Genomic DNA, 21,397 nt, shown 5'->3' with positions numbered 1-21,397 from the left:
ACCCTATCACGGTTGTTATTTGCACCTTAGTCGAGCCCCGGCCTTTTGCCATGCTAGCTCTCAAGCGTGCCAACTGGCCCGCGGCTTACGCCGGATAGCCGGTGATGGCTCGAATGCGCAGATACAGTGGCTTGAGCTGCTTGTACATGCGCAAGTAGACCTCGCGATACAGCTGCTGGTAGATGCGCTGCGCCGCCGGGTTGGGTTGGAATACCTCGCCGACCCGGGTCATGGCCGCGATAGCACTGGGGAAATCCGGGTGCAGGCCAAGGCCGACTGCGCAGTCGATGGCCGCGCCCAGGCCGGAGGTTTCGTAGACATGCGGGCGCTCGGCCGGCAGGCCGAAGATATCGGCGGTCAGCTGCATGGCCGCATCGCTCTGCGAGCCACCGCCGGACACTCGCAGCCGGGTGATCCTGGTTCCCGAGCGCTTCTCGATCTTCTCTTTGCCCTGCCGCAGGGCGTAGGCCAAGCCCTCGAGAATGGCGCGATAGAGATGCGCGCGGGTATGCACATCGCCAAAACCGATGATCGAACCCTTGGCCTCCAGCCCCGGCTCGCGAATACCCGGCGACCAGTAGGGTTGCAGCATCAGGCCCATGGAGCCCGCCGGTACGGCATTGACCAGCTCATCGAACAACGCTTCGGGCTCGACACCCAGCGCCTTGGCGCGCTGCATTTCGCGCTGGCCAAACTGCTGTTTGAACCAACTGACCATCCAGAAGCCGCGGTAGATCATCACTTCGGTGTTGAAGTGATCGGGAAGCGCCGCAGGGTAAGGCGGGATCAGCGCAATGGTTTCCAGGTAGGTGCGCCGCGTGGTGTTGATGGTCGCGGTGGTGCCGTAAGACAGGCAGGCGATATGCGGCTCCAGCACACCCGCACCGAGCACTTCGCAGGCCTTGTCGGCACCGGCGGCGATCAACGGCAAGCCTTCGGGAATACCGGTATGGCGGCTGGCGGCGGCGCTGATGCTGCCGAGCCGCTCGCCTGGCTTGCACAGTTGCGGCAACTGCTCGCGGCGCACCGGCATGGCCTGCCACTTCCAGTCACGCGGCGCGGCCCATCGCAGACGCTTGTAGTCGAACGGCAGGTAGCCCACGCAGCAAGCCAGCGAATCGACGAAGCGACCGCACAGACGATGGCTGAGAAACCCGGAAAGCAGCAGGACTTTATCGGTTTGCGCCCAGATCTCCGGCTGGTTCTGCGCGACCCAGTTGACCTCGGCCTGGGCACGAAAATGATCGACCGTCGGTTGCGCGCCGATCAGCTTGAACAGCCAGCCCCAGGGCCCCTTGATCCTGCCCCGGACCTCGGCCTGACGCTGATCGAGCCAGAGGATCGCCGGGCGCAGTGGCTGGCCCAGTGCATCGACATGGATCAGCGTGCCGCGCTGGGTGGTCAACGCCACGCCCTTGATCAGGCGGCGGTCGATATCCACCTGTGCCCACAGGCGCTGGCAGGCTTCGCCCAGGCTGGCCCAGAAATACTCCGGGTCCTGCTCGGCCCAACCGGGCTGGCTGGAAGAGTAGGCATCGAGCTCCACCTTGCCCTTGCCGAGCAGATTGCCGCGCAGGTCGAACAACAGCGCACGCACGCTCTGGGTGCCGTTATCGATGGCCAGCAGGTAGCTTTTTTCGCTCAAGACAGAGTCCTTCTCGTTATTCATACAGTCGATGGGGAGGGCGCTGCGCGCAACTCGACAGCATGGGTTGAGCTTGCGATACCCATCACGTCCCTGTCGGCAGGCTGTAGCACTGCCGCCAGAGCGCCAGATAGTCACTCTGCTCCTGCTCCCAGCGCTCATCGTCCCAAGCCAGCCGCGCCTGGCACAGCGCTCGGATGCACGGCAACTCGGCCCGCGCACCACCCGCCAACAGCAGGCCGATACGAGTACGGCGCAGCAGCAGATCGTCCAGGTGCAGCACCAGCTCGTTCTGCGCCGCCCAGGCCAGTTCCACCCAGAGCGTGTCGCTGCCGGCTACCCGCTCGCTACCAACCTCATCGAGCAACGCCAACAGGCCAGGCAACTCGCGACCATGACGGCCGGCCAGGCGCCGCTGCTGACTGGGGGTGAGCGTGGGCATCGCGGGCAGCACGCCGGGGCGAAAAGTTTCGCTCCCCTGGTCGTCCAGCGGCCGGCCGAGCATCTCGGCGCAAGCCCGCAGCACTTCCAGGGCCAGCAGGCGGAAGGTGGTCAGCTTGCCGCCGGCCAGGGTCACGCAACCGGGCTCGAGCCACAGTGCGTGTTCACGGGTTTCGTCCGAGGGATTACGTCCTGCGGCGCCGTCGCTGACCACCGGCCGCACCCCGGCCCAAGTCGACAGCACGTCACTGGCCGTGATTGCCGCAGCGGGAAACTGCTGGGCGCAGGCGGCAAGCAGGTAATCCACCTCATCGCTGCTAATGCGCGCTTCCTGATCCAGTGGCTCCGAGTGATCGAGATCGGTGGTGCCGACCACAGTCGCGCCTTCCCAGGGGAAGACGAACACCGGACGCCGGTCCGCGCCGTGCATGAAGCTGAAGGCATGTGCCACCGGCAGACGCCAGGCCGGCAGCAACAGATGGCTGCCGCGCAGCGGACGCACATGCCCGCCGGATGTCGCACGCAACCGATCCGTCCAGGCACCGGTGGCCTGGGCCACGACCCGGCTGCGAAAGGTGAAACGCCGACCGCTTTCACGATCCTCGCCGAGCAGACCCACCACTCGACCGTTGTCGCGCAGCAACTCGACAACCTTGACCCCGTTGAGCGCCTCGCCACCGTCGCCACGGGCCTCGCCCAGCACGCGCATGACCAGGCGGGCGTCATCGGTCACCGCATCGAAGAAGCGCGTGCCGCCTAGCAGGCCGTCTTGCTTGAGGCCCGGCGCCAGATAGCGCAGCTCCTGCAGCGGGTAGTACAGATGATTGCGCTTGCCAGCCAGGGCGTCGTACAGCGCCAGCAGCCCGCCGAACACTTTCGATCCAGGAAACTGTCCCTGGTAATGCGCCATCACGAAGCTCAGCGGCTCGACCAGCCCGGGAGCTTCCTGCAACAGCCGCTGGCGCTCGCGCACCGAGTCGCGGGTCAGGCCGAGCTGGCCCTTGGCGATATAACGCAGACCGCCATGGACCATCTTCGACGAGCGACTGGAGGTTCCCCAGGCGAAATCGCGCTGCTCCAGCAGCAGGCAGGTCCAGCCGCGCCGCGCCGCCTCGCGCAGAATGCCGGCGCCGCTGATGCCGCCACCGATGACGATCAGGTCCCAGTCGCGCGCGGCCAGCTCGGGCAGCGCGCTCTCGCGCCAGGCTGCGTTCCAGGTAGGCGTACTCATGGCTCGATCAGCACGCCGGGAGCCAGGCGCTGCTGCGGGTCAAAGTGCGCGGACAGAGCCTTGAGTGCCGCCATGCCCAGCTCGCCCTTCTCCACAGCCAGATAGGGCGCGTGGTCGCGACCGACGCCATGCTGATGACTGATGGTGCCGCCGTTGTCGACGATGGTCTGGCTGGCGGCGTGCTTGAGCTTTTGCCAGCGCGCCATGGCCTGCTCGTAGCTGTTACCGGGGCGGAACAGGTAGGTGGTGTAGATGCTCGATCCCTCACCGTAAACGTGGGACAGGTGGGTGAACACGTGCACCCGCTCGCCCTCTTCACTCAAGCCATTGCGCAGGCTGGCCTCGACCTTGTTCAGCAGGCTGTCGACATTGCTCCAGTCGGTGGCGGTCTCCAGGGTGTCCACTGCATAGCCGGCACTCCACAGGCCATGGCGCAGGTAGGGGAAGCGAAAGCGGTTCTCCGCCCACTTCTTGCCCAGCAGGGTGCCACTGAACACGCCGCCGTAGCGCTTGAGCAATGTCTTCGCCTGTCGCAACGAGGCGGCGTTCTGCACCCGGCTGCCGGTGACGCCGAAGGTCAGCATGCACTTGCCGTCGCGGGCGCCGCGCAGGGCCAGGTATTTTTCCAGCCAGGCGATCTGTTGCGGATGACCGGCCAGCGCCAGCTGGGTCCTGGTTTCGCTGGCATTGGACAGGCGCAGCATGGACAGCGGCACCCGCGCCTGGGCCAGGTTGCGGATACCGGCCGCTGCCTGCTGCCAGGTGGGCATGAACACCGCGTAGAAGTGCTCCTGCTCGGCCAGGCGACTGATGCGCACCTTGACCTCGGAAATGATGCCGAAGCGCCCTTCCGAACCCATCAGCATTTCCCGCAGGTCGGGTCCGGCGGCGGAAGCCGGGAAGCTTGGAAGCTCCAGGGTGCCGGCGAAGGTCTCGACCTTGCCGCCGGCGAACAGCTGCTCGATCCGCCCGTACCGCAGCGACTGCTGGCCACTGGAACGGCTGGCCACCCAGCCGCCGAGAGTCGACAGCTCCCAGGACTGGGGGAAGTGGCCGAGGGTGAAGCCACGGGCGCGCAGCTGACTTTCGACCTGCGGGCCATTGGCGCCGGGACCGAAGGTGGCGATCAGGCTGTCCTCGTCGATCTCGATCAGCTTGCCCATGCGTTCCAGCGACAGGGTCAGCACCGGCCTTTGACTAACTTGCGGGTTGATATGCCCGGCCACCGAAGTGCCGCCGCCGTAGGCAATCACGATCGAATCGTGCTCGCTGGCCCAGGCCAGCAACTGGCGAATCTGCGCGGCGCTTTCCGGGTAGGCGACGCCATCGGGAAACACCCCGAACTCGCCGGAGCGCATCGCCAGCCAGTCCGCCAGGCTCTGGCCACGGGCGTGGCGCACCCGCTCCTCGGCATCCTGGCTGATCAGCGGGTGGGCCGGCAAACGCGAGGCCGGCACCTTGGCCAAGACCTGCTCCAGGCTGGCATCCGCCAGTGCCTGGCCCGGGCCGATCAGGTCGGCAAGAAAGGCCTCGCCATGGCTCGGCAATTCCACCACTGTAGCCTCATCGCCCCAGCCGTTCCAACGTCGCATCTGCCTCTCCCTCTGGATATTTCGGTCGCCATCATTGACTGCCTATACTAGCCAGCCGCCGCACGGCGTCACTGTCGGATCGGGACAGGCGTTGTCGCCAATCAAGCCATTGCGAATAAGACTCTTATGCATAATCTCGGCTACACCTCGGTTCCCGCCCTGCTCAAATACCTGCGCCACGCCGAACAGCTGGGCCTGGATATCGCCCAGGCGCTGGCGGCGGCGGGCCTAGAGGCCGACGATCTCGCGGACAACGGCAAGCGCATTGCCGGGGCAGTCCACCAACGTCTGCTCGAGCACCTGATCGAGGTCTCCGGCGACCCGCTGTTCGGCCTGCATTGTGCGCGTTTCGTGCAGCCCGGCTCCTGGAGCGTGCTCGGCTACATCGCCATGAATTGCGCCACCCTCGGCGAAGCCATGAACCGCATCGTGCCCTATGAAAAACTGGTGGGCGATATGGGCGTCAGCCGGATCGAGGCGAGCGCCGATCACGTCAAGTTGATCTGGAGCTGCCGCCACGAGAGCGCGCCGATCCGCCGGCATATGGTCGAGGAGGTACTGGCGTCCTGGCTGCTCTATGCCCGCTGGATCGCCGACATGCAGCGTTCACCAAAGGAAGTCTGGTTCGAGCACGCCTTGCCCGAGGGCGTGGACAGCGCCGAGTACAGCGCGGTATTCGGCTGCCCGGTGCGCTTCGAGCAACCCTGCAGCGCCCTGCTCGTCCCGCTGGACTACCTGGGCATGCCGCTACGCCAGGCCGACGCCAACCTGCTGCGCACCCTAGAAGAACATGCCCTGACCGTGATGGCCGGCCTGGATAACCACGAAGCGCTGCCGCAGCGGGTCAAGAACGCCCTGCGCCTGCAGCTCAAGGACGGCCTGCCGCGCAAGGAACGGGTGGCGGAACAATTCAACATGACACTGCGCACCCTGCAGCGTCATCTGCAGCAGGCCGGCACCAGCTATCAGCAGATCCTCGACCAACTGCGCCAGGAGCTGGCCGCGCACTACCTGCTGCGCAGCGAGCTGGCGATCCAGGACATCGCCAGTTACCTGGGCTTCACCGAGTCGCGCTCCTTCCACCGCAGTTTCAAGGGCTGGACCGGCCAGACCCCGGGGCAGTTTCGCGAAAGCCAGGGCAAGGCCGGCAACGCCTAAACAGCCCAACACTTAGTGCGCCTGCATCTGCCCAGCTTTAGCCGAGAATCTCGCTCAACGGGATAAAGCGCAGGCTGTCGCCTTCGGCCAGGGTCGTGCCCTCCAGCACCTCGGCCAGCCCCTCGGCCCAGGCGGCGCTGCGCAGGACCCCGGAACTCTGGTTGGGATGCAGCACCACGCGACCATCTTCCAAGCGCGCGCGCAGGTATTCGCGGCGCTTGCCCGGCTTGCTCCAGGTGAAACCGGCCGGCATGGCAAAGCCCAGCGGATCGACCCGCTGCACGCCCATACGGCGCAGCAGATAGGGCCTGGCCAGCAGGCCGAACGTCACCAGGGTCGAGGCCGGGTTGCCCGGCAGGCCGATTACCGGCACGCCACGGAACTGGCCGCAGGTCAGCGGCTTGCCCGGCTTGATCGCCAACTTCCAGAGGGTTAGTTCGCCCTCTTCACGCAACGCCACACCGAGGAAATCCGCCTCGCCCACCGACACTCCGCCGGTGGACAGGATCAGGTCGACATCGCTCAACGACGCCAATGCCGCGCGGGTCAGTTCCAGGTCGTCGGCGAGAATGCCACCATCCACCACCGCACAGCCGAGGCGCTGCAGCCAGCTCATCAGCAGACGGCGATTGCTGTTGTAGATCTGCCCAGGCCCCAGCGGCAGGCCCGGCTCGACCAGTTCGTCGCCGGTGGACAGCACCGCTACCCGCAGACGCCGGCGCACGCTCAGCTCGGCGATCCCCAGCGAGGCCGCCAGGCCCAGTTCGATCGGGCCAAGGCGCGCGCCCACCGGCAACAGATGGTCGCCGACCTGGGTTTCCTGGCCTTTTGCCCTGACGTTCTGGCCGAGTCGCAGTGGCTGGCTGAAATGCACCCGGCCATCCGCCTCGACCACCACGTTCTCCTGCATTTCCACCGTATCGGCGCCGGCCGGCAGCGGCGCGCCGGTGAAGATCCGCGCGCAACTGCCGGGCTGCAGCGGCTGCGGCGCGTTACCGGCCTGGATACGCTGGCTGACGACCAGCGGCTCGCCCGTCCAGTCGGCCAGGCACAGGGCGTAACCATCCATCGCGCTGTTGGCCCAGGGCGGCAAGTCCAGCCCGGCAATCAGTGGTTCGGCCAGCACCCGGTCGTCGGCATCGGCCAGGGCAACCTGCTCGTACTCACCGATCGGCATCGTCTCGGCCAGCGCCAGCAGACGTTGCAGCGCGGCCTCGACCGGCAGCAGGCCGGATTGCTCGCCGCCGTTCACCCGCGGCTCTCGCAGGCAGCCGCCTGCTTCAGATGGGCGACAAAATTACAGGGACCATGGCGGGCGTCGAGCTGCTCGGCGAGGATGCCATCCCAGGCGGTGCGGCAGGCGTTGGTCGAACCCGGCAGGCAGCACACCAGGGTGCCATTGGCCAGGCCGGCCAGCGCACGGGACTGGATGGTCGAGGTGCCGATATCGGCTACGGAAATCTGCCGGAACAGCTCGCCGAATCCATCCACCTGCTTGTCCAACAGGCAGGCCACGGCTTCCGGGGTGCTGTCGCGGCCGGTGAAGCCGGTGCCGCCGGTGATCAGCACCACCTGCACCTGATCGTCGGCGATCCAGGTCGCGACCTGGGCGCGGATCTTGTACAGATCGTCCTTGAGCAACACCCGCGCCGCCAGGCTATGCCCAGCCGCCTGCAGGCGGTCGATGAACAGCTGACCGGAGCTGTCGGTTGCCTGAGTACGGGTGTCGCTGACGGTCAGCACGGCAATATTCAAGGGCACGAATTGCGCCTCGGCCTTGTGGTTCATGGCAGGCTTCCAGTTGTCTGAGAGAATGCGCGATGTTATATCACAGGCCCACCTTTGGAGGCTCTGCCATGCCCGCCACTCCTGTTCTGCCGAACTGTTCCGTGCTGCTGTTGTGCGGTGGACGCGGACAACGCATGGGCGGCCAAGACAAGGGCCTGATCGAGTGGCAGGGCCGTCCACTGGTCGCCTGGCTGCATGATCTGGTGCGACCGCTCAGCGACGACCTGATCATCTCCTGCAACCGCAACAGCGAACGCTACAGGGCCTTTGCCGACCGCCTGATCAGCGACGACGACGAGCACTTCCAGGGTCCACTGGCCGGCATCCGCGCCGGCCTGCAAGCGGCCCGCCACGACTATCTGCTGGTGCTGCCGTGCGACACGCCCCTACTCGACCGTGCCTTGCTCGATGAGCTACTGGGGCATGCCGGCAGCCACCCGGTCATGGTGCGGCAAGGCGACTTCTGGGAGCCCTTGTTCAGCCTGATCCCGAAATCCCTGGGCAGCACGCTCGAAGACGCATGGCTGGCCGGTGAACGCAGCCCGCAACGCTGGCTATGCCGCCATGATCCGATTGCCGTCGTTTGCCCGCCCAACGATCCACGCCTGGCCAACCTGAACACTCCACAACTGCTCGCGCAGAAGAACAAATGAATGCCCATCACTGAACTTGGCCACCAATTATCCGTCAGACGCTCAGTACACAGCCTCTCTAAACACAAGGAAACATGTCATGACTCAGCGGATCCTTCCCGCCTGCCTGCTCGCCTTGGGCCTGGCCGCACTGGCCGGCTGCGCATCGCCATCGGTAATCACCCTCAACGATGGCCGTGAAATCCAGACCATCAACACACCCGACTTCGATGATGAATCGGGCTTCTACGAATTCGAACAGCTCGACGGCAACCGCGCCAAGGTCAACAAGGATCAAGTGCGCACCATCCGGGAGCTGTAAGTACAGCCTGCACCCAGGCGGCCACTGCAGTCGATTGATGGCCCCTGCGTACAGGCTAAGAACCAAAAGTACTCAAAGAGCGCCCTGCTACTGGAAAAAATATCAGCCTAACCCCTTGTGCAACAAAACTTTTTCAGTAAAATGCGGCCTATTCGGAGTGTAGCGCAGCTCGGTAGCGCGTCTCGTTCGGGACGAGAAGGTCGCAGGTTCGAATCCTGTCTCTCCGACCAAATCCCAGTTTCAACTTGCCTCGTGCAATTTCTGAAACAAGCAAAACAAAGCCCGCCTCGTGCGGGCTTTGTTTTGCCCATTGCAAACGCCACTGCTCATATAAATACGCACCATGGACAGATCCAGGGTGCGTATTTACGTGCTCAGATGCAGCACACCTCAGGCGAGGCTTTGAAACGCGTGCAGTAGCGCCTTGCTCAAGTCGACAGTGGAAAACTTGGTGAGCACATCGTTGGCGCCCACCGAGCGGGCTTTTTCGGTGTTCATGGTGCTGTCGAGCGAGGTGTGCAGCAGCACATAAGTCTGGCCGATGTCGCTGCGCTGGCGAATTTCCCGGACCAGGCTGTAACCATCCATCTCCGGCATTTCGATATCCGAAACCAGGACTTCGATCGGCAGGCCGGCCTGGTGCTGGGTCAGCAACACGTCCAGCGCACTGGCGGCGCTTCTCACCGCCTGGCAATCCAGATCGAGCTTGCGCAACGTGACCAGCGTTTGCTGCAAGGCCACGTGGGAGTCGTCCACCACCAGGACACGACGACCGCGCAGCAGTTGGCGCTCGGCCTCCGTGAGCAACTGCTCATCGACCTCCTCCGGGAGTGCGGGGGTGATCTCGTGCAGGACCTTCTCGATGTCGAGAATCTGCACGATGGCGCCGTCGATCTGGGTGACCCCGGTGATGAAGGCACGCGCGCCGGTACCGGCCGGTGGCGGACGCACGTCGCTGGTGGAGCACTGGACGATGCGCTCGACACTTTGCACCTGCAGGCCCTGACGCGAACGGCTCAGCTCGGTGACGATCAGGCAACCGTCCCGGCTGTCGGTCTCGGCGGAGGAGCCAATCGCCCGCGCCAGGTCGACCACGATCAAGGATTCACCGCGCAGGGTCGCCACCCCACGTACATGGGGATGGCGATTGGGCAGCTTGGTCAGTGCCGGACAAGGAATGATTTCCTTGACCTTCAGCAGGTTAATGCCTAACAACCGGCCACTGTGCAAACGAAACAACAGCAGCGATAACGCATCCCCCAGCACCACACTCATCAACCATCCTCCGTAGTTTATTCAGGCTTTAACATGCTCAAAGCTTAACAGCTGAGCCAGGTCCGCCGCTTCGACCATAGCCACAGCCTCCTCGCAACAGGCCAGAGCAGCGCTCACCCATGTTGCCGGAAGCGAGTGGGCCACTGAAAAGCATGCACCACCGGGACAGGCTGAATCGTTATCGACCGACAGCACCGGAACTAAACCCTCAGCGCAAGAGTTCTACTACCTGCTCGGCCTCGAACGGCCAGTTGAGCTCGGCCCCGGTATCGCAGCGACGCAATACGGGGATACGCAAGGCATAGCGCTCGACCCAGTCTTCGCGCTGGACGATGTCGATCAGTTCGACCTGCAAACCATGTTCGACGAAAGGCATCAGCATCGCCTCGGCGACATCACATAAATGACAGCCAAGGGTACCGAACAGTTGGCATTCTGGGAGCATCCACAGGCCTCCATAATTGGGACTTGCAGTCTAGCACCGCGCCCTGCCGACGTAAGGCTGCGGCACCATCTGATCCTTTGGGGCAGGCATCAACCTGCGGTCGGTAGCGCTGCAGGGTCGAGCAATCCTTGCAGACCATCAAGCAAACGGCTGTTAAGCCGTTCGGCCTTTTCCAGGTGGGCCGGGTCGAGACGCGGATCCAGGGCAAAACCGCCCTTGAGCAGTTCCTGCAAGCCACTGCGACCATCCTCAAGCAGGTTATCGACGTTGCGCAACGCCTCAAATAGGCCCTTGGCATAATCAATCAACGAGCTATTAACCGCACTGGCCGCCTGACCGCCCTGCTCGGCCACGGCGCTGTAGGCGTCAGTGGCCTGGCGCACGCTGCTCTGGGTCAGACGCAGGGACATCGAGGCCAGCTGTTCGCCATCCATGTCCAGCGCCATGGCGCGATCGAAAGCCCCCGCCAGGTCGCCAGCATAGAATTTGTCGGAGAGGTCCTGCACCTGGCCGAACAACTTGTCCAGGGCCGCACGCTCCTGCTCGTCCAGCTCACCTTCGACGCTGACCTGCCAGGCACCGACCTGCACGCTGCCGGACTGATGGCTGGCAACCAATGCAGCAGCGTTGCCATCGCTGGTGGCGGCAACGCTGGTTTGTGACCAGCTGGCCGAAGCCTGGGCGATGGAGATGTACAGGCGATCGCCATCGCGGGTGGTCACTGCCATTTCGAAGGTTTGCGCGACGGCGGCGGTACGCTCGCTGGAGACAGCGACCCGGGTATTGCCGGCGGCCTCTAGGGCGGCCGGGTCAAAACGTTTGCCGAGGTCGCCCAGGCCATCCTGGATGCGCTGATAGGTGTCATCGATATCGGCCGCCACCTTGCCTTGCAATACGCCCAAACCGTCGAGAATCTTGCGCGCCTCGGCAAAGCCTTTTTCCACGCCGTCACGGGCCTGGGTCATTAACGCTTGCAGCTTGGCGGGTTCGGCGCCAGCGGCCTCTTCCCTCTCCAGGCGCTGCCCGATAAAACCGAGGACCACCGAGGCGACCTTGTCTGGGCTGAAGGCATCGCGCTTGCCACTTAGCGCATCCGGCTCCAGGCCGAGCCGCTCGGCCAGACGATTGGCCAGGGTCTGCTGCGCGAAGGCTTCATTGCGTATGGCGGTCGGGGTGTTCAGCAGGGACGAACGTGAAGCTGACGAAGCGAGCGGGCCAAGAGGGTTCATGACGACGTACCAGAGCAGGATATCCACTCGGTTGACGGCCGCGAGCCGGCAAACTTGAGCGGCGGCGGGCACTGAACGACCAGCGGCGACCAGAGCCAGGTGGAGAACGTCGCCTGACGCATCACCCATGCCCCCAACGCCCACGAACGCTAGGCTGATCAGACTCGGTAGTCACACGCAAGTTCCTGATTGATAAAGCCTGCCGACTAAAGTCTAAAGGCTGGTCCGGCCCGCTCGTGGTTTATTCCGCAACGCCGTAACAGGTCGGTCATGCGCCGGTCTGCACACCATCATGGAGACAATAATAATGAGTAAGACGCGCCTCGCCCAAGCAGTGGCATTTGCCACCCTGGGCGCCAGCCTCACCCTACCGTCCCTGGCTCACGCCGAATTCATCAAGGACAGCACTGCCAGCCTGCAGCTGCGCAACTTCTACATGAACCGTGACCTGCGCAACACTACAGCAGCGCAGCAATCCAAACGCGAGGAGTGGGCGCAGGGCTTTATTTTCAAAGCCGAGTCCGGTTTTACCGAAGGTACCGTAGGCTTCGGCCTGGACGCCTATGCAGGCCTGGGCCTGAAGCTCGACTCATCGGACGAACGTGCCGGCACCAACCTGCTGCCCAATAGCTTTGGCAACGAAGGCCCGGACGAATACTCCGAGGCCACCGCGGCGCTCAAAGTGAAAATGTCGAAGACCGTGGCCAAGGTCGGTGGCCTGATGCCAAAACTGCCAATCGTCTCCTCCGGCGATTCACGCCTGCTGCCCCAGGTATTCAACGGCGGCATGATCTCCTCCCAGGAGATTGACGGCCTGACTCTTAACGGCGGTCAGCTGCGCGAGGTGAATTTCCGCAACTCCACCGACAGTCAGGACATCAGGGCCAGCAACGTCAGCGGCGAAAGCGACCGCTATAACTTCGGCGGCGGCGATTACAAGTTCAACGGCGGCAATACCACGGTCGGCCTGTGGTACGGCGAACTCGAAGACATCTATGACCAGAAGCTTTACAACCTGGTGCATATACAACCGATTGGCGACTGGAAGCTCGGCGCCAACCTGGCGTATTTCGACTCCCAGGACAATGGCAAGAAGCTCGGTGGCAAGCTGGATAACGACCTGACCTCAGTCAACCTTTGGGCCGGCCTGGGTGCGCACACCTTCCGCCTGGGTTATCAGGACGTCGGCGGCGACAACGCCTTCCCCTTCCTCAATGAGACCGACCCCTACATCGTCAACTACCTGCAGATCCTCGACTTCACCCGCAAGGACGAGAAGTCCTGGCAAGCACGCTACGACATCAATTTCGCCGCCTATGGCGTACCCGGCCTGGCAGCCTTTGTTCGTTATGTAACCGGTGAAGACTTCACCGGAGCAGGCGGGCGCGACGGCAAGGAATGGGAACGCGACCTGGACATCAGCTACACGGTGCAGGAAGGCCCGCTGAAGAACCTCGGCGTGCGCTGGCGCAATGCGATGGTGCGCAGCAATGCTGCCGCCACCGGTGGCGACCTCGACGAAAACCGCCTGATCGTCAGCTACAGCATCCCGCTGCTGTAAGCCGGGTTGCAAACAAAAAGCCCGCTCATCCGAGCGGGCTTTTTGCGTGTTGGATCGCCTTTGATCAGTCTTCGCTGACCGAGCCGATCTTGTGGATCGACAAGTCGGCGCCATTGAACTCTTCTTCCTGACCCAAGCGGATGCCGACCAACGCCTTGAGCGCGCCATACACCAGCAAGCCACCGGCCAACGCCACCACAACGCCGAGTGCGGTACCGACCAGCTGACTGCTCAGGCTGACACCACCCAGGCCGCCCAAGGCCTGCTGACCGAAAATCCCGCAGGCGATCCCACCCCACACGCCGCACAGGCCGTGCAGTGGCCAGACGCCGAGCACGTCGTCTATTTTCCAGGTGACCTGGGTCGCGGTGAACGCCCAGACGAACAGGGCTCCGGCGATGGCGCCAGTGGCCAGGGCGCCAACCGGGTGCATCAGGTCGGAGCCGGCACAGACCGCCACCAACCCAGCCAAGGGGCCGTTATGCAGAAAGCCCGGGTCATTGCGCCCGACCAGCAAGGCCGCCACAGTGCCGCCGACCATCGCCATCAGCGTATTGACCGCCACCAGGCCGCTGACGCTGCCCAGGGTCTGCGCACTCATCACGTTGAAGCCGAACCAGCCGATGATCAGGATCCATGAGCCCAGGGCGAGAAATGGAATATTCGATGGTGCGAACGCCACCAGCTTGCCATCGCGATAGCGCCCGTTACGCCGCCCCAGCAACAGCACCGCCCCCAGGGCCAGCCACCCGCCCATCGCATGCACCACCACCGAGCCGGCGAAGTCATGGAAAGGCGCGCCGAACTGCGCCGCAATCCAATCCTGAACACCGTAGTTGCCGTTCCAGATCATGCCCTCGAAGAACGGATAGACGAAGGCCACGATCAGAATAGTGGCGCACAGTTGCGGACCGAACCGGGCGCGCTCGGCGATACCACCGGAGATGATCGCCGGGATCGCTGCGGCGAAAGTCATCAGAAAGAAGAACTTGACCAAGGCATAACCGTTGCCTTCGGTCAGCACGCTCGCTGGTTCGAGGAAAGTCACGCCATAGGCAACCCAATAGCCTATAAAGAAATAGGCTAGGGCTGAAACGGCGAAGTCGGAGATTATCTTCGACAAGGCGTTGACCTGATTCTTCTGGCGGACCGTACCCACCTCGAGAAAGGCGAAGCCGGCGTGCATGGCCAGCACCATGACCGCGCCAAGGAGGATAAACAGGGTGTTGGAGCCGTGAATCAGGGTTTCCACAGCACTATTGATGTTGTCCATCAGCGAAGAAAACTCCGTGGTTAGGGAAGATGCACCAAAGGGGGTCGCTTATTGATGCAGACGCACCATCTGGCAGCACAACAAGCGACCCACTCCATGTAGCACAGTCATACAGGGCAGCAGAACAGCCCCACTCAAACCTGCACCAAAGGTATTTAATCTATATTTATTAGAGACTTATAAATGCACCATGGCATCCAGGCCGACCCTTGGCGAGCCCCATAAAGGAGCGTCAGGCCAAAAGTGCGCACCAGCACAATGCAAGCGCTGTACCAGTACTCGATCGATGCGCAGGCGAAACCGCCCTGCCAGATAAAAAAGGAACCCAACCCCCACACCACACTCGAACCTCTTACACTGAACACTGAACAAAACCGTTCAAGGAGAAACTCGATGCCTCGTAATAACGCCAACGCCGCAAGCCAGGACGAACTGCTCAACGAATTTCAGGCACTGGTAAGCGACACTGAGAAATTGCTGCAACATTCGGCCAGCCTGGTTGGTGAGCAAGCCGAAGAGCTGCGCGAACAGATTCGCACCAGCCTCGGCCGTGCCCGCTCCACCTTGAACAACGCAGAAGACTCGCTACGCGACCGTGGCAAGGCTGCAGTCCAGGCAACCGAGGGTTATGTGCAGTCCCATCCCTGGCAGACTCTGGGTGTGGCCGCCGCCATCGGCTTGCTGCTGGGCATGCTGATCACGCGGCGCTGATGAGAGAAGACATGGACGCCACACCACCCGCTACACCCAGCCGCGGCGGCTCGCCGCGGCGCTTTGCCGGGGCCCTGCTCGGCTTATTGCATGGCCATATCGCACTGTTTGGCGAAGAACTGAAAGAACAGCAAAGCCATACACTTCGCCTGCTGGTACTGGCTAGCCTGAGCCTGGTGTTTGGCTTGCTACTGATGGTTGGGCTGTCCGCTGCGCTGCTGATCAGCTTCTGGGATAGCCATCGGCTGACCGTGATCATCCTTCTGTGCGCGGCTTATACCTTGGGCCTGCTGGTTTGCCTGCTGCGCCTGCTGGCGCACCTACGCAATGCCCCTCCACCGTTCAGCGCCAGCCTCGAAGAACTGGCCCGCGACCGCGAGCAACTGCTGCCATGAGCCTACCTGAACTACCTGCCAAGGCTTCGCGCAGCGAGTTGCGCAAAGCCATGCTGCGGCTGCGCCTGGAGATGCATCGCCAGGAACTGCGCCATGAAACGCTGGTAATGCTGCAGCCGCTGCGCCAGGCGCAGTATTTCAGCAGCCATTGGCGCGAAGAGCTGGGCAACAGCAACGCACCACTTTGGGTCGCCGGTGGCGCCCTGCTCCTGGCAACGCTGGGTATCCGCCGCGGCAACTGGCGGCGCTGGCTGCGCATTGCCCTGATCGCCTTCCCGCTGCTCAGGCGCAACCCGCCGCGAGACACTGACAACCAGGCAAAAGCCCCATAGGCATGCCACTGGCCACAATCTTGCCGGGCAGAACCCTACGCCGTGCTTCGCGGCGTTTTACTGCCTGCCCATTTGGGTCGCCGCCTCAAGAGTTCTCACGGATAAATCCGCCCCGTACAGCAGGTCATTGGGACAGCGCAACTACTTACCGCGCTGGGCATCGACACTGAAGGCGCCCGCACCTTGCACATAAAGCAGAAGCAATCCGCCAGCCATGGCGAGGTTCTTCATGAACATGATCATTTGCGTCTGGTCGGCAAAGTTACGATGAAAAATCACCGCGGACGCTATGCAGAAAGCTGACAGCGCCAGCGCCGCCCAGCGAGTAAGAAAACCGAAGATCAGTGCAAGGCTGCCGCCGATTTCCAAAGCGATCACCAGCGGCAACAGCGCGCCGGGAATCCCCACGCTCTCCATATAGCCCTGGGTACCGGCATAACCGGTGATCTTGCTAAATCCGGCTAACAGAAAAATATGGGCCAGCAGCAGCCGAGCGACCAAGACGATTGCATTATTCATACATCCTCCATCATGAGAAAAGCCGCTATAGCGAACCCTTACGGCCTGCTTCAGTGGATCACCCGATATTCGCTGTTGCGGGAGGTGCAGAGGTGCTGGACTCGCTTTCGCGTAACAAGCCCCAGCTGGCAGGATGCCTGCATTCGCACCTTGATCTGATCTTAGCAACGCCCCCCCCTTTCGCCACTCGAAGCCATATTTCGCGGCGCCACAGTCATGCCCGCATGCAATCTTTTACGGTACGTGCAAAGCCTGGATACTTGCAGGAAAGCCCGGCAACCCCGAAGCTAGGGGCCATCTGCCACTTAATGGCGAGGACTGGCCTTGGACTGGCAAACACTGCTCAACCGCGAACGACTCGGTAAACCTACGCACAGCGCCGATGAATTGGGCCGCACCCCTTTCCACAAGGATCATGACCGCATCATCTTCTCCGGCGCCTTTCGCCGCCTGGGACGCAAGACCCAGGTACACCCGGTGTCGAGCAACGACCATATCCATACGCGCCTGACCCACTCGCTGGAAGTCAGCTGCGTCGGACGCTCGCTGGGCATGCGCGTCGGCGAGATGATTCGCACTGAACTGCCCGCCTGGTGCGAGCCAAGCGATCTGGGCATGGTCGTGCAGTCAGCGTGCCTGGCCCATGACATCGGTAACCCGCCATTCGGCCATTCCGGCGAGGATGCCATTCGCCACTGGTTTCAGCAGGCCGCAGGGCGCGGCTGGCTGGATGCGATGAGCGCGGCCGAGCGCGGTGACTTTCTCAGTTTCGAAGGCAACGCCCAGGGCTTTCGCGTGCTCACCCAACTGGAATACCACCAGTTCGACGGCGGTACGCGGCTGACCTATGCGACCCTCGGCACCTACCTGAAGTACCCCTGGACCGCGCGTCATGCCGAAGCGCTCGGCTACAAGAAGCACAAGTTCGGCTGTTACCAGAGCGAGCTGCCACTGCTTGAACAGATCACCCAGAAACTCGGCCTGCCGCAACTGGAAGAACAGCGCTGGGCGCGCCATCCGCTGGTCTATCTGATGGAGGCGGCGGACGACATCTGTTACGGCCTGATCGACCTGGAAGATGGCCTGGAGATGGAGCTGCTCGACTACAGCGAAGTCGAGGCACTGTTGCTCGATCTGGTCGGCGATGACCTGCCGGAAACCTACCGCCAGCTTGGCCCGCAGGATTCCAAGCGGCGCAAGTTGGCGATCCTGCGTGGCAAGGCCATCGAACACCTGACCAATGCTGCTGCCCATGCCTTCGTCGAGCAACAGGAGGCCCTGCTTGCCGGTACGTTGCAGGGCGATCTGGTCGAGCACATGCACGGCACTGCCAAGCGCTGTGTGCAGAGTGCCAAGGAGATGGCGCGGGAGAAGATCTTCCAGGACAAGCGCAAGACCCTGCACGAGATCGGCGCCTATACCACCCTGGAAATCCTCCTCAATGCCTTTTGTGGCGCCGCACTGGAACAGCATGGCGGACGCACACCATCGTTCAAACACCGGCGCATCCTCGACTTGCTCGGCAACAATGCGCCGGATCCACACGGATCGCTGTATAACTCGTTTCTGCGCATGATCGACTTCATCGCCGGCATGACCGACAGCTACGCTACTGAAATGGCCCGTGAAATGACGGGACGCTCGAGTCCGGTGTAACCCATGAAAAGCGTACTACGCAAAACCTTCAGCTGGCATGCCGGACCGCCGGCCTGGGGACCGGCGATGGTCGCCGGCTTCGGCTGCGCCCTGCCCCTGTTACTGGGTTTGTTCAGTGGCCATCCAGGCTTTCTCTGGGCATCGGTTGGCGCCTTTCAGGCCGCCCAGGCCAACCCTCTGCACCGCCTCGGCATGCTGCGCATGTTGATGCTGATAGGCCTCGGCGCCTGCAGTGCCGGCCTGGGTTTCTGGGCGGCCAGCGATCCGCTGATCAGTCTTGGCCTGTTCGCTGCCTTTGGCTTCTTGCTCGCCTGGCTGCAGCGCTTTGGCAGCGAGGCCGGCAAACTTGGCATAGGCCTGGCCGTCTGCCTGTGCCTGGGCCAGGGTCAACAAGGCCTGGGCCACCTGGATAAACCACTCGCCATCGCCATGCTGTTCATCCTCGGCGGGCTCTGGGTGATGCTCCTGGCGTTCGGCCTGCGCGGCATGCATGGCCTGCGCATGTGGCCATACATGCCGCGCTTCGTCAGCCTCCTCAAAGTGCTCAAACGCCACGCCAAGCGCTTGCCGCAGCAACAGTGGCGCCTGCATGCGCTGACCTGCACCCTGGCCTTCTCGCTCGCCGGCCTGATCGTCAACCTGGCCGGACTGGAACGCGGCTACTGGTTGACCTTGACCGTGGTTACCACACTGCAACTGGAATTCCAGGGCAGCTTGGTGCGCGCCCTGCAATCGAGCTTGGCCAGCCTGGCTGCTGCGGGGTTATTGATTTTACTCGGGCATAGCCTGCAGGACCCGCCGCTGATGGTCGCCACCCTGCTGCCACTGATCGCCCTCAGCCGTGCCGTTCAGGCCAACCACTACGGCTTATTCGTGTTGCAGACCACCGTCTGCTTCGTCTTGCTCGCCGAAAGCCTCGCGCAGGATTGGCAGCTTGCCGAGGTGCGCTTGCTCAACGCCCTGTTTGGCGTGGTACTGGCATTGTTCGTCGCCCTACTCATGCACGGCTTGAGTCAGTTGCTGGGCAAACGCGCGAAGCGCGTTGCGGCGTTGCGGCGAACGCCTTGAGTCGGTCATCGAGCCTGTTCGACCAATCGCAGCGCTAAGCAGAGATATTTTTATAATTAATCGCCCTTAGCAGGCAACACTACAGCCCCTTCACTATGCTCCCTGGGTTCCTAGCGCACTTCACGGAGAGACGCGCGATGCCCAGGACTCCCACCCGCAAAGACCGCCGCTTCCCCCTGCACCTACATATCAGCGTGCTGTTCACCTTGCTGTTAGTGCTGATTGGCATAGTGCTGGGGCTGTTCAACTATCAGCAGAACTCGCAGATTATCTTTTCCAGCAGCGCCAAGCTGTTCGAGCGCATCCAGCAGGATGTGCAGAAGGACCTGCGCCACACCTACCAACCCATCAACCACCTGCTCAGCATGCTGGTGCTCAATCGCGCGACCCAGGCGACCGATCTTGAGGGCCGCCTGGCGCTGCTTGAACCGATGGCCCAGGCCCTGCGTGACAACCGCAAACTGGCCTCGCTGTACCTCGGCTATGCGGACGGCGACTTCTTCATGCTGCGGCCACTGCGCAGCGAGACGATGAAGCAGTTCCTGGCGGCACCCGAGCAGGCAACCTATCAGGTCTGGTCGATCGACCGCAGCGAAACCGGGGATGAGGCCCATTACCTGTTCTTCGACGATGCGCTGAACCTCATCAGCCAGCAGCAACGCCCCCTGCAAGCCTTCGATCCACGCAGCCGCAGTTGGTATCTGAGCGCCAGCAGCCAAGCTGAACAGATCACCACCGCGCCTTATGTGTTCTTTTCCACCCAGCAAGTCGGCACCACCTTGGCCAGACGTGCCGGACCGACCAGCATTCTGGCTGCGGACCTGACGCTATCCGACCTCTCCACGACCTTGGCCCAGCACCAGGTAACGGCCAACAGCCAAATCATCCTGTTCGACGCCGAGGGCAATACCGTGGCCTATCCAGACAGTGCACGCCTGTTGAAGATGCATGACGGTGAAGCGCACCTGACCCCGGCGCGCGATCTCAGCCCGGAACTCGCGACCCTCCTGGCCGATGGCCCGGACGCCCCCCACCAGAGCATTCTGCAGCTGCGCGAACGACGCTGGGTCGTTTCGCGCAGCCATATACTGGAAGGTGGACCGCAAGGTTTATACTTGGCGCTATTGGTGCCGGAAGACGAACTGCTGGCCGACGCCTACCGCATCCGCTGGCAAGGCGCACTTATCACTCTGACCACTTTGCTGCTGTGCCTACCCCTGGGCTGGCTGGCTTCGCGCATTATGGCCAATCCCTTGCGCGCCTTGGTGCTAGAGGCCGAGGCCATCCGCCGTTTCGACTTCGACTATGCATCCAGCGGTCACTCGCCGGTGCTGGAAGTGGATCAGCTGGCTGAGTCCATGCTGCGGATGAAGGCGACCATTGCCAGGTTTCTCGACATCTCCGCCAGCCTCTGCGCCGAAACTAGCTTCGATACCCTGATTGAGCGAATCCTGCAGGAAAGCCTGGCCGTCAGCGGGGCCCACGGCGGCCTGATTTACTTGCTCGATGCCGACAGCGGGCGCCTGCAGCCTCATGGCCTATTTCTCCACGGCGCGCAGCACAGCCTCGACAAGCACGGCATTCGTGGCTACGACAAGGCCGCCAGCCAGATGCCCACCTGGCTGCAGCAACCGGCCAACGGCGACAAGAGCTGTATCGCCTCGCTGGGCTTCGACCAGGCCGGCGACTACCGAAGCCTGCTGCAAACCCTCGACAGCCCGCGCGTACACCTGGTTGCCACCGGCCTGCATAACCATAAGGGCGACCGCCTGGGCGTCCTGGTACTGCTGCACTGCGACCATGGCGAGCCAGCCGACCGGGCCATGCAAAGCCCCGAAAGCGTGGCGTTCATCGAGGCGGTGTCTGAAGTAGCGACGCGCTGTATTGAACGCCAGCGGCTGCTAGATAGGCGCAAACAGTTGCTCGACTCCTTATCCAACTGATCGCCCGCGCCATCGACGCCAAAAGCCCCGACTTCGCAGGCCACTGCCAGCGCGTAGTGAAATTCACCCGGGTGCTTGCTCACCCTCGTTGACCCGAGACTGCCTGGCTATTCGTGCGCACGAAAACCTGTCGGCGCTAAGACAAACGCTTCATGCAGGCACAACAGATCGACGAGATTGA

General features: G+C 62.8%; 20 protein-coding genes and 1 tRNA gene. 11 read left to right on the top strand and 10 right to left on the bottom strand.

The window, feature by feature from the left end; genetic code table 11:
- Nucleotides 1-85 precede the first annotated feature (85 nt).
- From LJY18_RS20145 to LJY18_RS20135, 3 genes are all read right to left on the bottom strand, one after another.
- Nucleotides 86-1,645 (bottom strand): FGGY-family carbohydrate kinase, encoded by a 1,560-nt coding sequence (locus LJY18_RS20145; RefSeq protein WP_238043845.1) that lies wholly within the window; start codon nt 1,643-1,645, stop codon nt 86-88.
- A gap of 85 nt (nt 1,646-1,730) precedes the next feature.
- The gene (locus LJY18_RS20140; protein ID WP_238043843.1) at nt 1,731-3,317 is read right to left on the bottom strand and encodes a glycerol-3-phosphate dehydrogenase/oxidase; all 1,587 of its coding nucleotides are present in this window, start codon (nt 3,315-3,317) and stop codon (nt 1,731-1,733) included.
- Nucleotides 3,314-4,909 (bottom strand): FAD-binding oxidoreductase, encoded by a 1,596-nt coding sequence (locus LJY18_RS20135; RefSeq protein ID WP_238043841.1) that lies wholly within the window; start codon nt 4,907-4,909, stop codon nt 3,314-3,316. Before LJY18_RS20135 ends, LJY18_RS20140 begins: the two co-directional genes overlap by 4 nt.
- Before the next feature lie 126 nt (nt 4,910-5,035).
- On the opposite strand from LJY18_RS20135, the gene gliR reads away from it, so the two are divergent.
- Nucleotides 5,036-6,067 (top strand): AraC family transcriptional regulator GliR, encoded by a 1,032-nt coding sequence (gene gliR, locus LJY18_RS20130; RefSeq protein ID WP_238043839.1) that lies wholly within the window; start codon nt 5,036-5,038, stop codon nt 6,065-6,067.
- A 37-nt stretch (nt 6,068-6,104) separates the two neighbouring features.
- Here the strand turns inward: gliR and LJY18_RS20125 are convergent, their stop codons facing one another.
- Together LJY18_RS20125 and moaB are read right to left on the bottom strand one after the other, a co-directional pair.
- A complete protein-coding gene (locus LJY18_RS20125; protein WP_238043838.1) occupies nt 6,105-7,319 on the bottom strand; it encodes a molybdopterin molybdotransferase MoeA in 1,215 nt (404 codons plus the stop codon).
- Nucleotides 7,316-7,855 carry a molybdenum cofactor biosynthesis protein B gene (gene moaB, locus LJY18_RS20120; RefSeq protein ID WP_238043837.1) on the bottom strand — a complete coding sequence of 180 codons (540 nt, stop codon included), beginning with the start codon at nt 7,853-7,855 and terminating at the stop codon, nt 7,316-7,318. The genes LJY18_RS20125 and moaB overlap by 4 nt, the downstream gene beginning before the upstream one ends.
- Nucleotides 7,856-7,923: 68 nt before the next feature.
- Between moaB and mobA the strand changes: the two genes are divergently transcribed.
- The 3 genes from mobA to LJY18_RS20105 all read left to right on the top strand — a co-directional run bounded on the left by mobA (nt 7,924) and on the right by LJY18_RS20105 (nt 9,039).
- On the top strand, nt 7,924-8,508 hold the full coding sequence (gene mobA, locus LJY18_RS20115; protein ID WP_238043836.1) for a molybdenum cofactor guanylyltransferase MobA: 585 nt from the start codon (nt 7,924-7,926) through the stop codon (nt 8,506-8,508).
- A gap of 79 nt (nt 8,509-8,587) precedes the next feature.
- Complete coding sequence (locus LJY18_RS20110; RefSeq protein ID WP_238043835.1) at nt 8,588-8,809, top strand: YgdI/YgdR family lipoprotein; 222 nt, start codon at nt 8,588-8,590, stop codon at nt 8,807-8,809.
- Between the two features lie 153 nt (nt 8,810-8,962).
- Nucleotides 8,963-9,039, top strand: a tRNA-Pro gene (locus LJY18_RS20105).
- Between the two features lie 160 nt (nt 9,040-9,199).
- Here LJY18_RS20105 and LJY18_RS20100 read toward each other — a convergent pair.
- The 3 genes from LJY18_RS20100 to LJY18_RS20090 form a co-directional block, all read right to left on the bottom strand.
- Nucleotides 9,200-10,084 (bottom strand): chemotaxis protein CheV, encoded by an 885-nt coding sequence (locus tag LJY18_RS20100; RefSeq protein WP_238043834.1) that lies wholly within the window; start codon nt 10,082-10,084, stop codon nt 9,200-9,202.
- A gap of 208 nt (nt 10,085-10,292) precedes the next feature.
- Entirely contained in the window at nt 10,293-10,529 is a 237-nt protein-coding gene (locus LJY18_RS20095; protein WP_238043833.1) for a glutaredoxin family protein, read from the bottom strand.
- Nucleotides 10,530-10,618: 89 nt separating this feature from the next.
- Nucleotides 10,619-11,758 (bottom strand): DUF5610 domain-containing protein, encoded by a 1,140-nt coding sequence (locus tag LJY18_RS20090; RefSeq protein WP_238043832.1) that lies wholly within the window; start codon nt 11,756-11,758, stop codon nt 10,619-10,621.
- Between the two features lie 307 nt (nt 11,759-12,065).
- On the opposite strand from LJY18_RS20090, the gene LJY18_RS20085 reads away from it, so the two are divergent.
- A complete protein-coding gene (locus tag LJY18_RS20085; protein WP_238043831.1) occupies nt 12,066-13,319 on the top strand; it encodes an OprD family porin in 1,254 nt (417 codons plus the stop codon).
- A 64-nt stretch (nt 13,320-13,383) separates the two neighbouring features.
- Here LJY18_RS20085 and LJY18_RS20080 read toward each other — a convergent pair whose 3' ends face one another.
- Nucleotides 13,384-14,592, bottom strand: a complete 1,209-nt coding sequence (locus LJY18_RS20080; protein WP_238043829.1) for an ammonium transporter — start codon at nt 14,590-14,592, stop codon at nt 13,384-13,386.
- A gap of 393 nt (nt 14,593-14,985) precedes the next feature.
- Between LJY18_RS20080 and LJY18_RS20075 the strand changes: the two genes are divergently transcribed.
- The 3 genes from LJY18_RS20075 to LJY18_RS20065 are packed head-to-tail and all read left to right on the top strand — an operon-like array spanning nt 14,986 to nt 16,030.
- A complete protein-coding gene (locus LJY18_RS20075) occupies nt 14,986-15,303 on the top strand; it encodes a DUF883 family protein (protein ID WP_238043827.1) in 318 nt (105 codons plus the stop codon).
- Between the two features lie 11 nt (nt 15,304-15,314).
- On the top strand, nt 15,315-15,698 hold the full coding sequence (locus tag LJY18_RS20070) for a phage holin family protein (protein ID WP_238043824.1): 384 nt from the start codon (nt 15,315-15,317) through the stop codon (nt 15,696-15,698).
- The gene (locus LJY18_RS20065) at nt 15,695-16,030 is read left to right on the top strand and encodes a hypothetical protein (protein WP_238043822.1); all 336 of its coding nucleotides are present in this window, start codon (nt 15,695-15,697) and stop codon (nt 16,028-16,030) included. Before LJY18_RS20070 ends, LJY18_RS20065 begins: the two co-directional genes overlap by 4 nt.
- 141 nt (nt 16,031-16,171) lie before the next feature.
- On the opposite strand, the gene LJY18_RS20060 is transcribed toward LJY18_RS20065, so the two are convergent.
- Nucleotides 16,172-16,549 (bottom strand): DoxX family protein, encoded by a 378-nt coding sequence (locus LJY18_RS20060; RefSeq protein ID WP_238043820.1) that lies wholly within the window; start codon nt 16,547-16,549, stop codon nt 16,172-16,174.
- A 324-nt stretch (nt 16,550-16,873) separates the two neighbouring features.
- On the opposite strand from LJY18_RS20060, the gene LJY18_RS20055 reads away from it, so the two are divergent.
- The 3 genes from LJY18_RS20055 to LJY18_RS20045 all read left to right on the top strand — a co-directional run bounded on the left by LJY18_RS20055 (nt 16,874) and on the right by LJY18_RS20045 (nt 21,216).
- Nucleotides 16,874-18,205: a deoxyguanosinetriphosphate triphosphohydrolase gene (locus LJY18_RS20055; protein WP_238043818.1), complete on the top strand. Its 1,332-nt coding sequence runs from the start codon at nt 16,874-16,876 to the stop codon at nt 18,203-18,205.
- Nucleotides 18,206-18,208: 3 nt separating this feature from the next.
- On the top strand, nt 18,209-19,273 hold the full coding sequence (locus LJY18_RS20050) for an FUSC family protein (protein WP_238043816.1): 1,065 nt from the start codon (nt 18,209-18,211) through the stop codon (nt 19,271-19,273).
- A gap of 137 nt (nt 19,274-19,410) precedes the next feature.
- On the top strand, nt 19,411-21,216 hold the full coding sequence (locus LJY18_RS20045) for a hypothetical protein (protein ID WP_238043814.1): 1,806 nt from the start codon (nt 19,411-19,413) through the stop codon (nt 21,214-21,216).
- Nucleotides 21,217-21,397 lie beyond the last annotated feature (181 nt).

The organism is Pseudomonas sp. MMS21 TM103 (assembly GCF_022132145.1).
GTDB lineage: Bacteria > Pseudomonadota > Gammaproteobacteria > Pseudomonadales > Pseudomonadaceae > Aquipseudomonas.
Note: the sequence above shows the minus strand (reverse complement) of the source record. Positions and strands in the feature narration are given on the sequence as shown.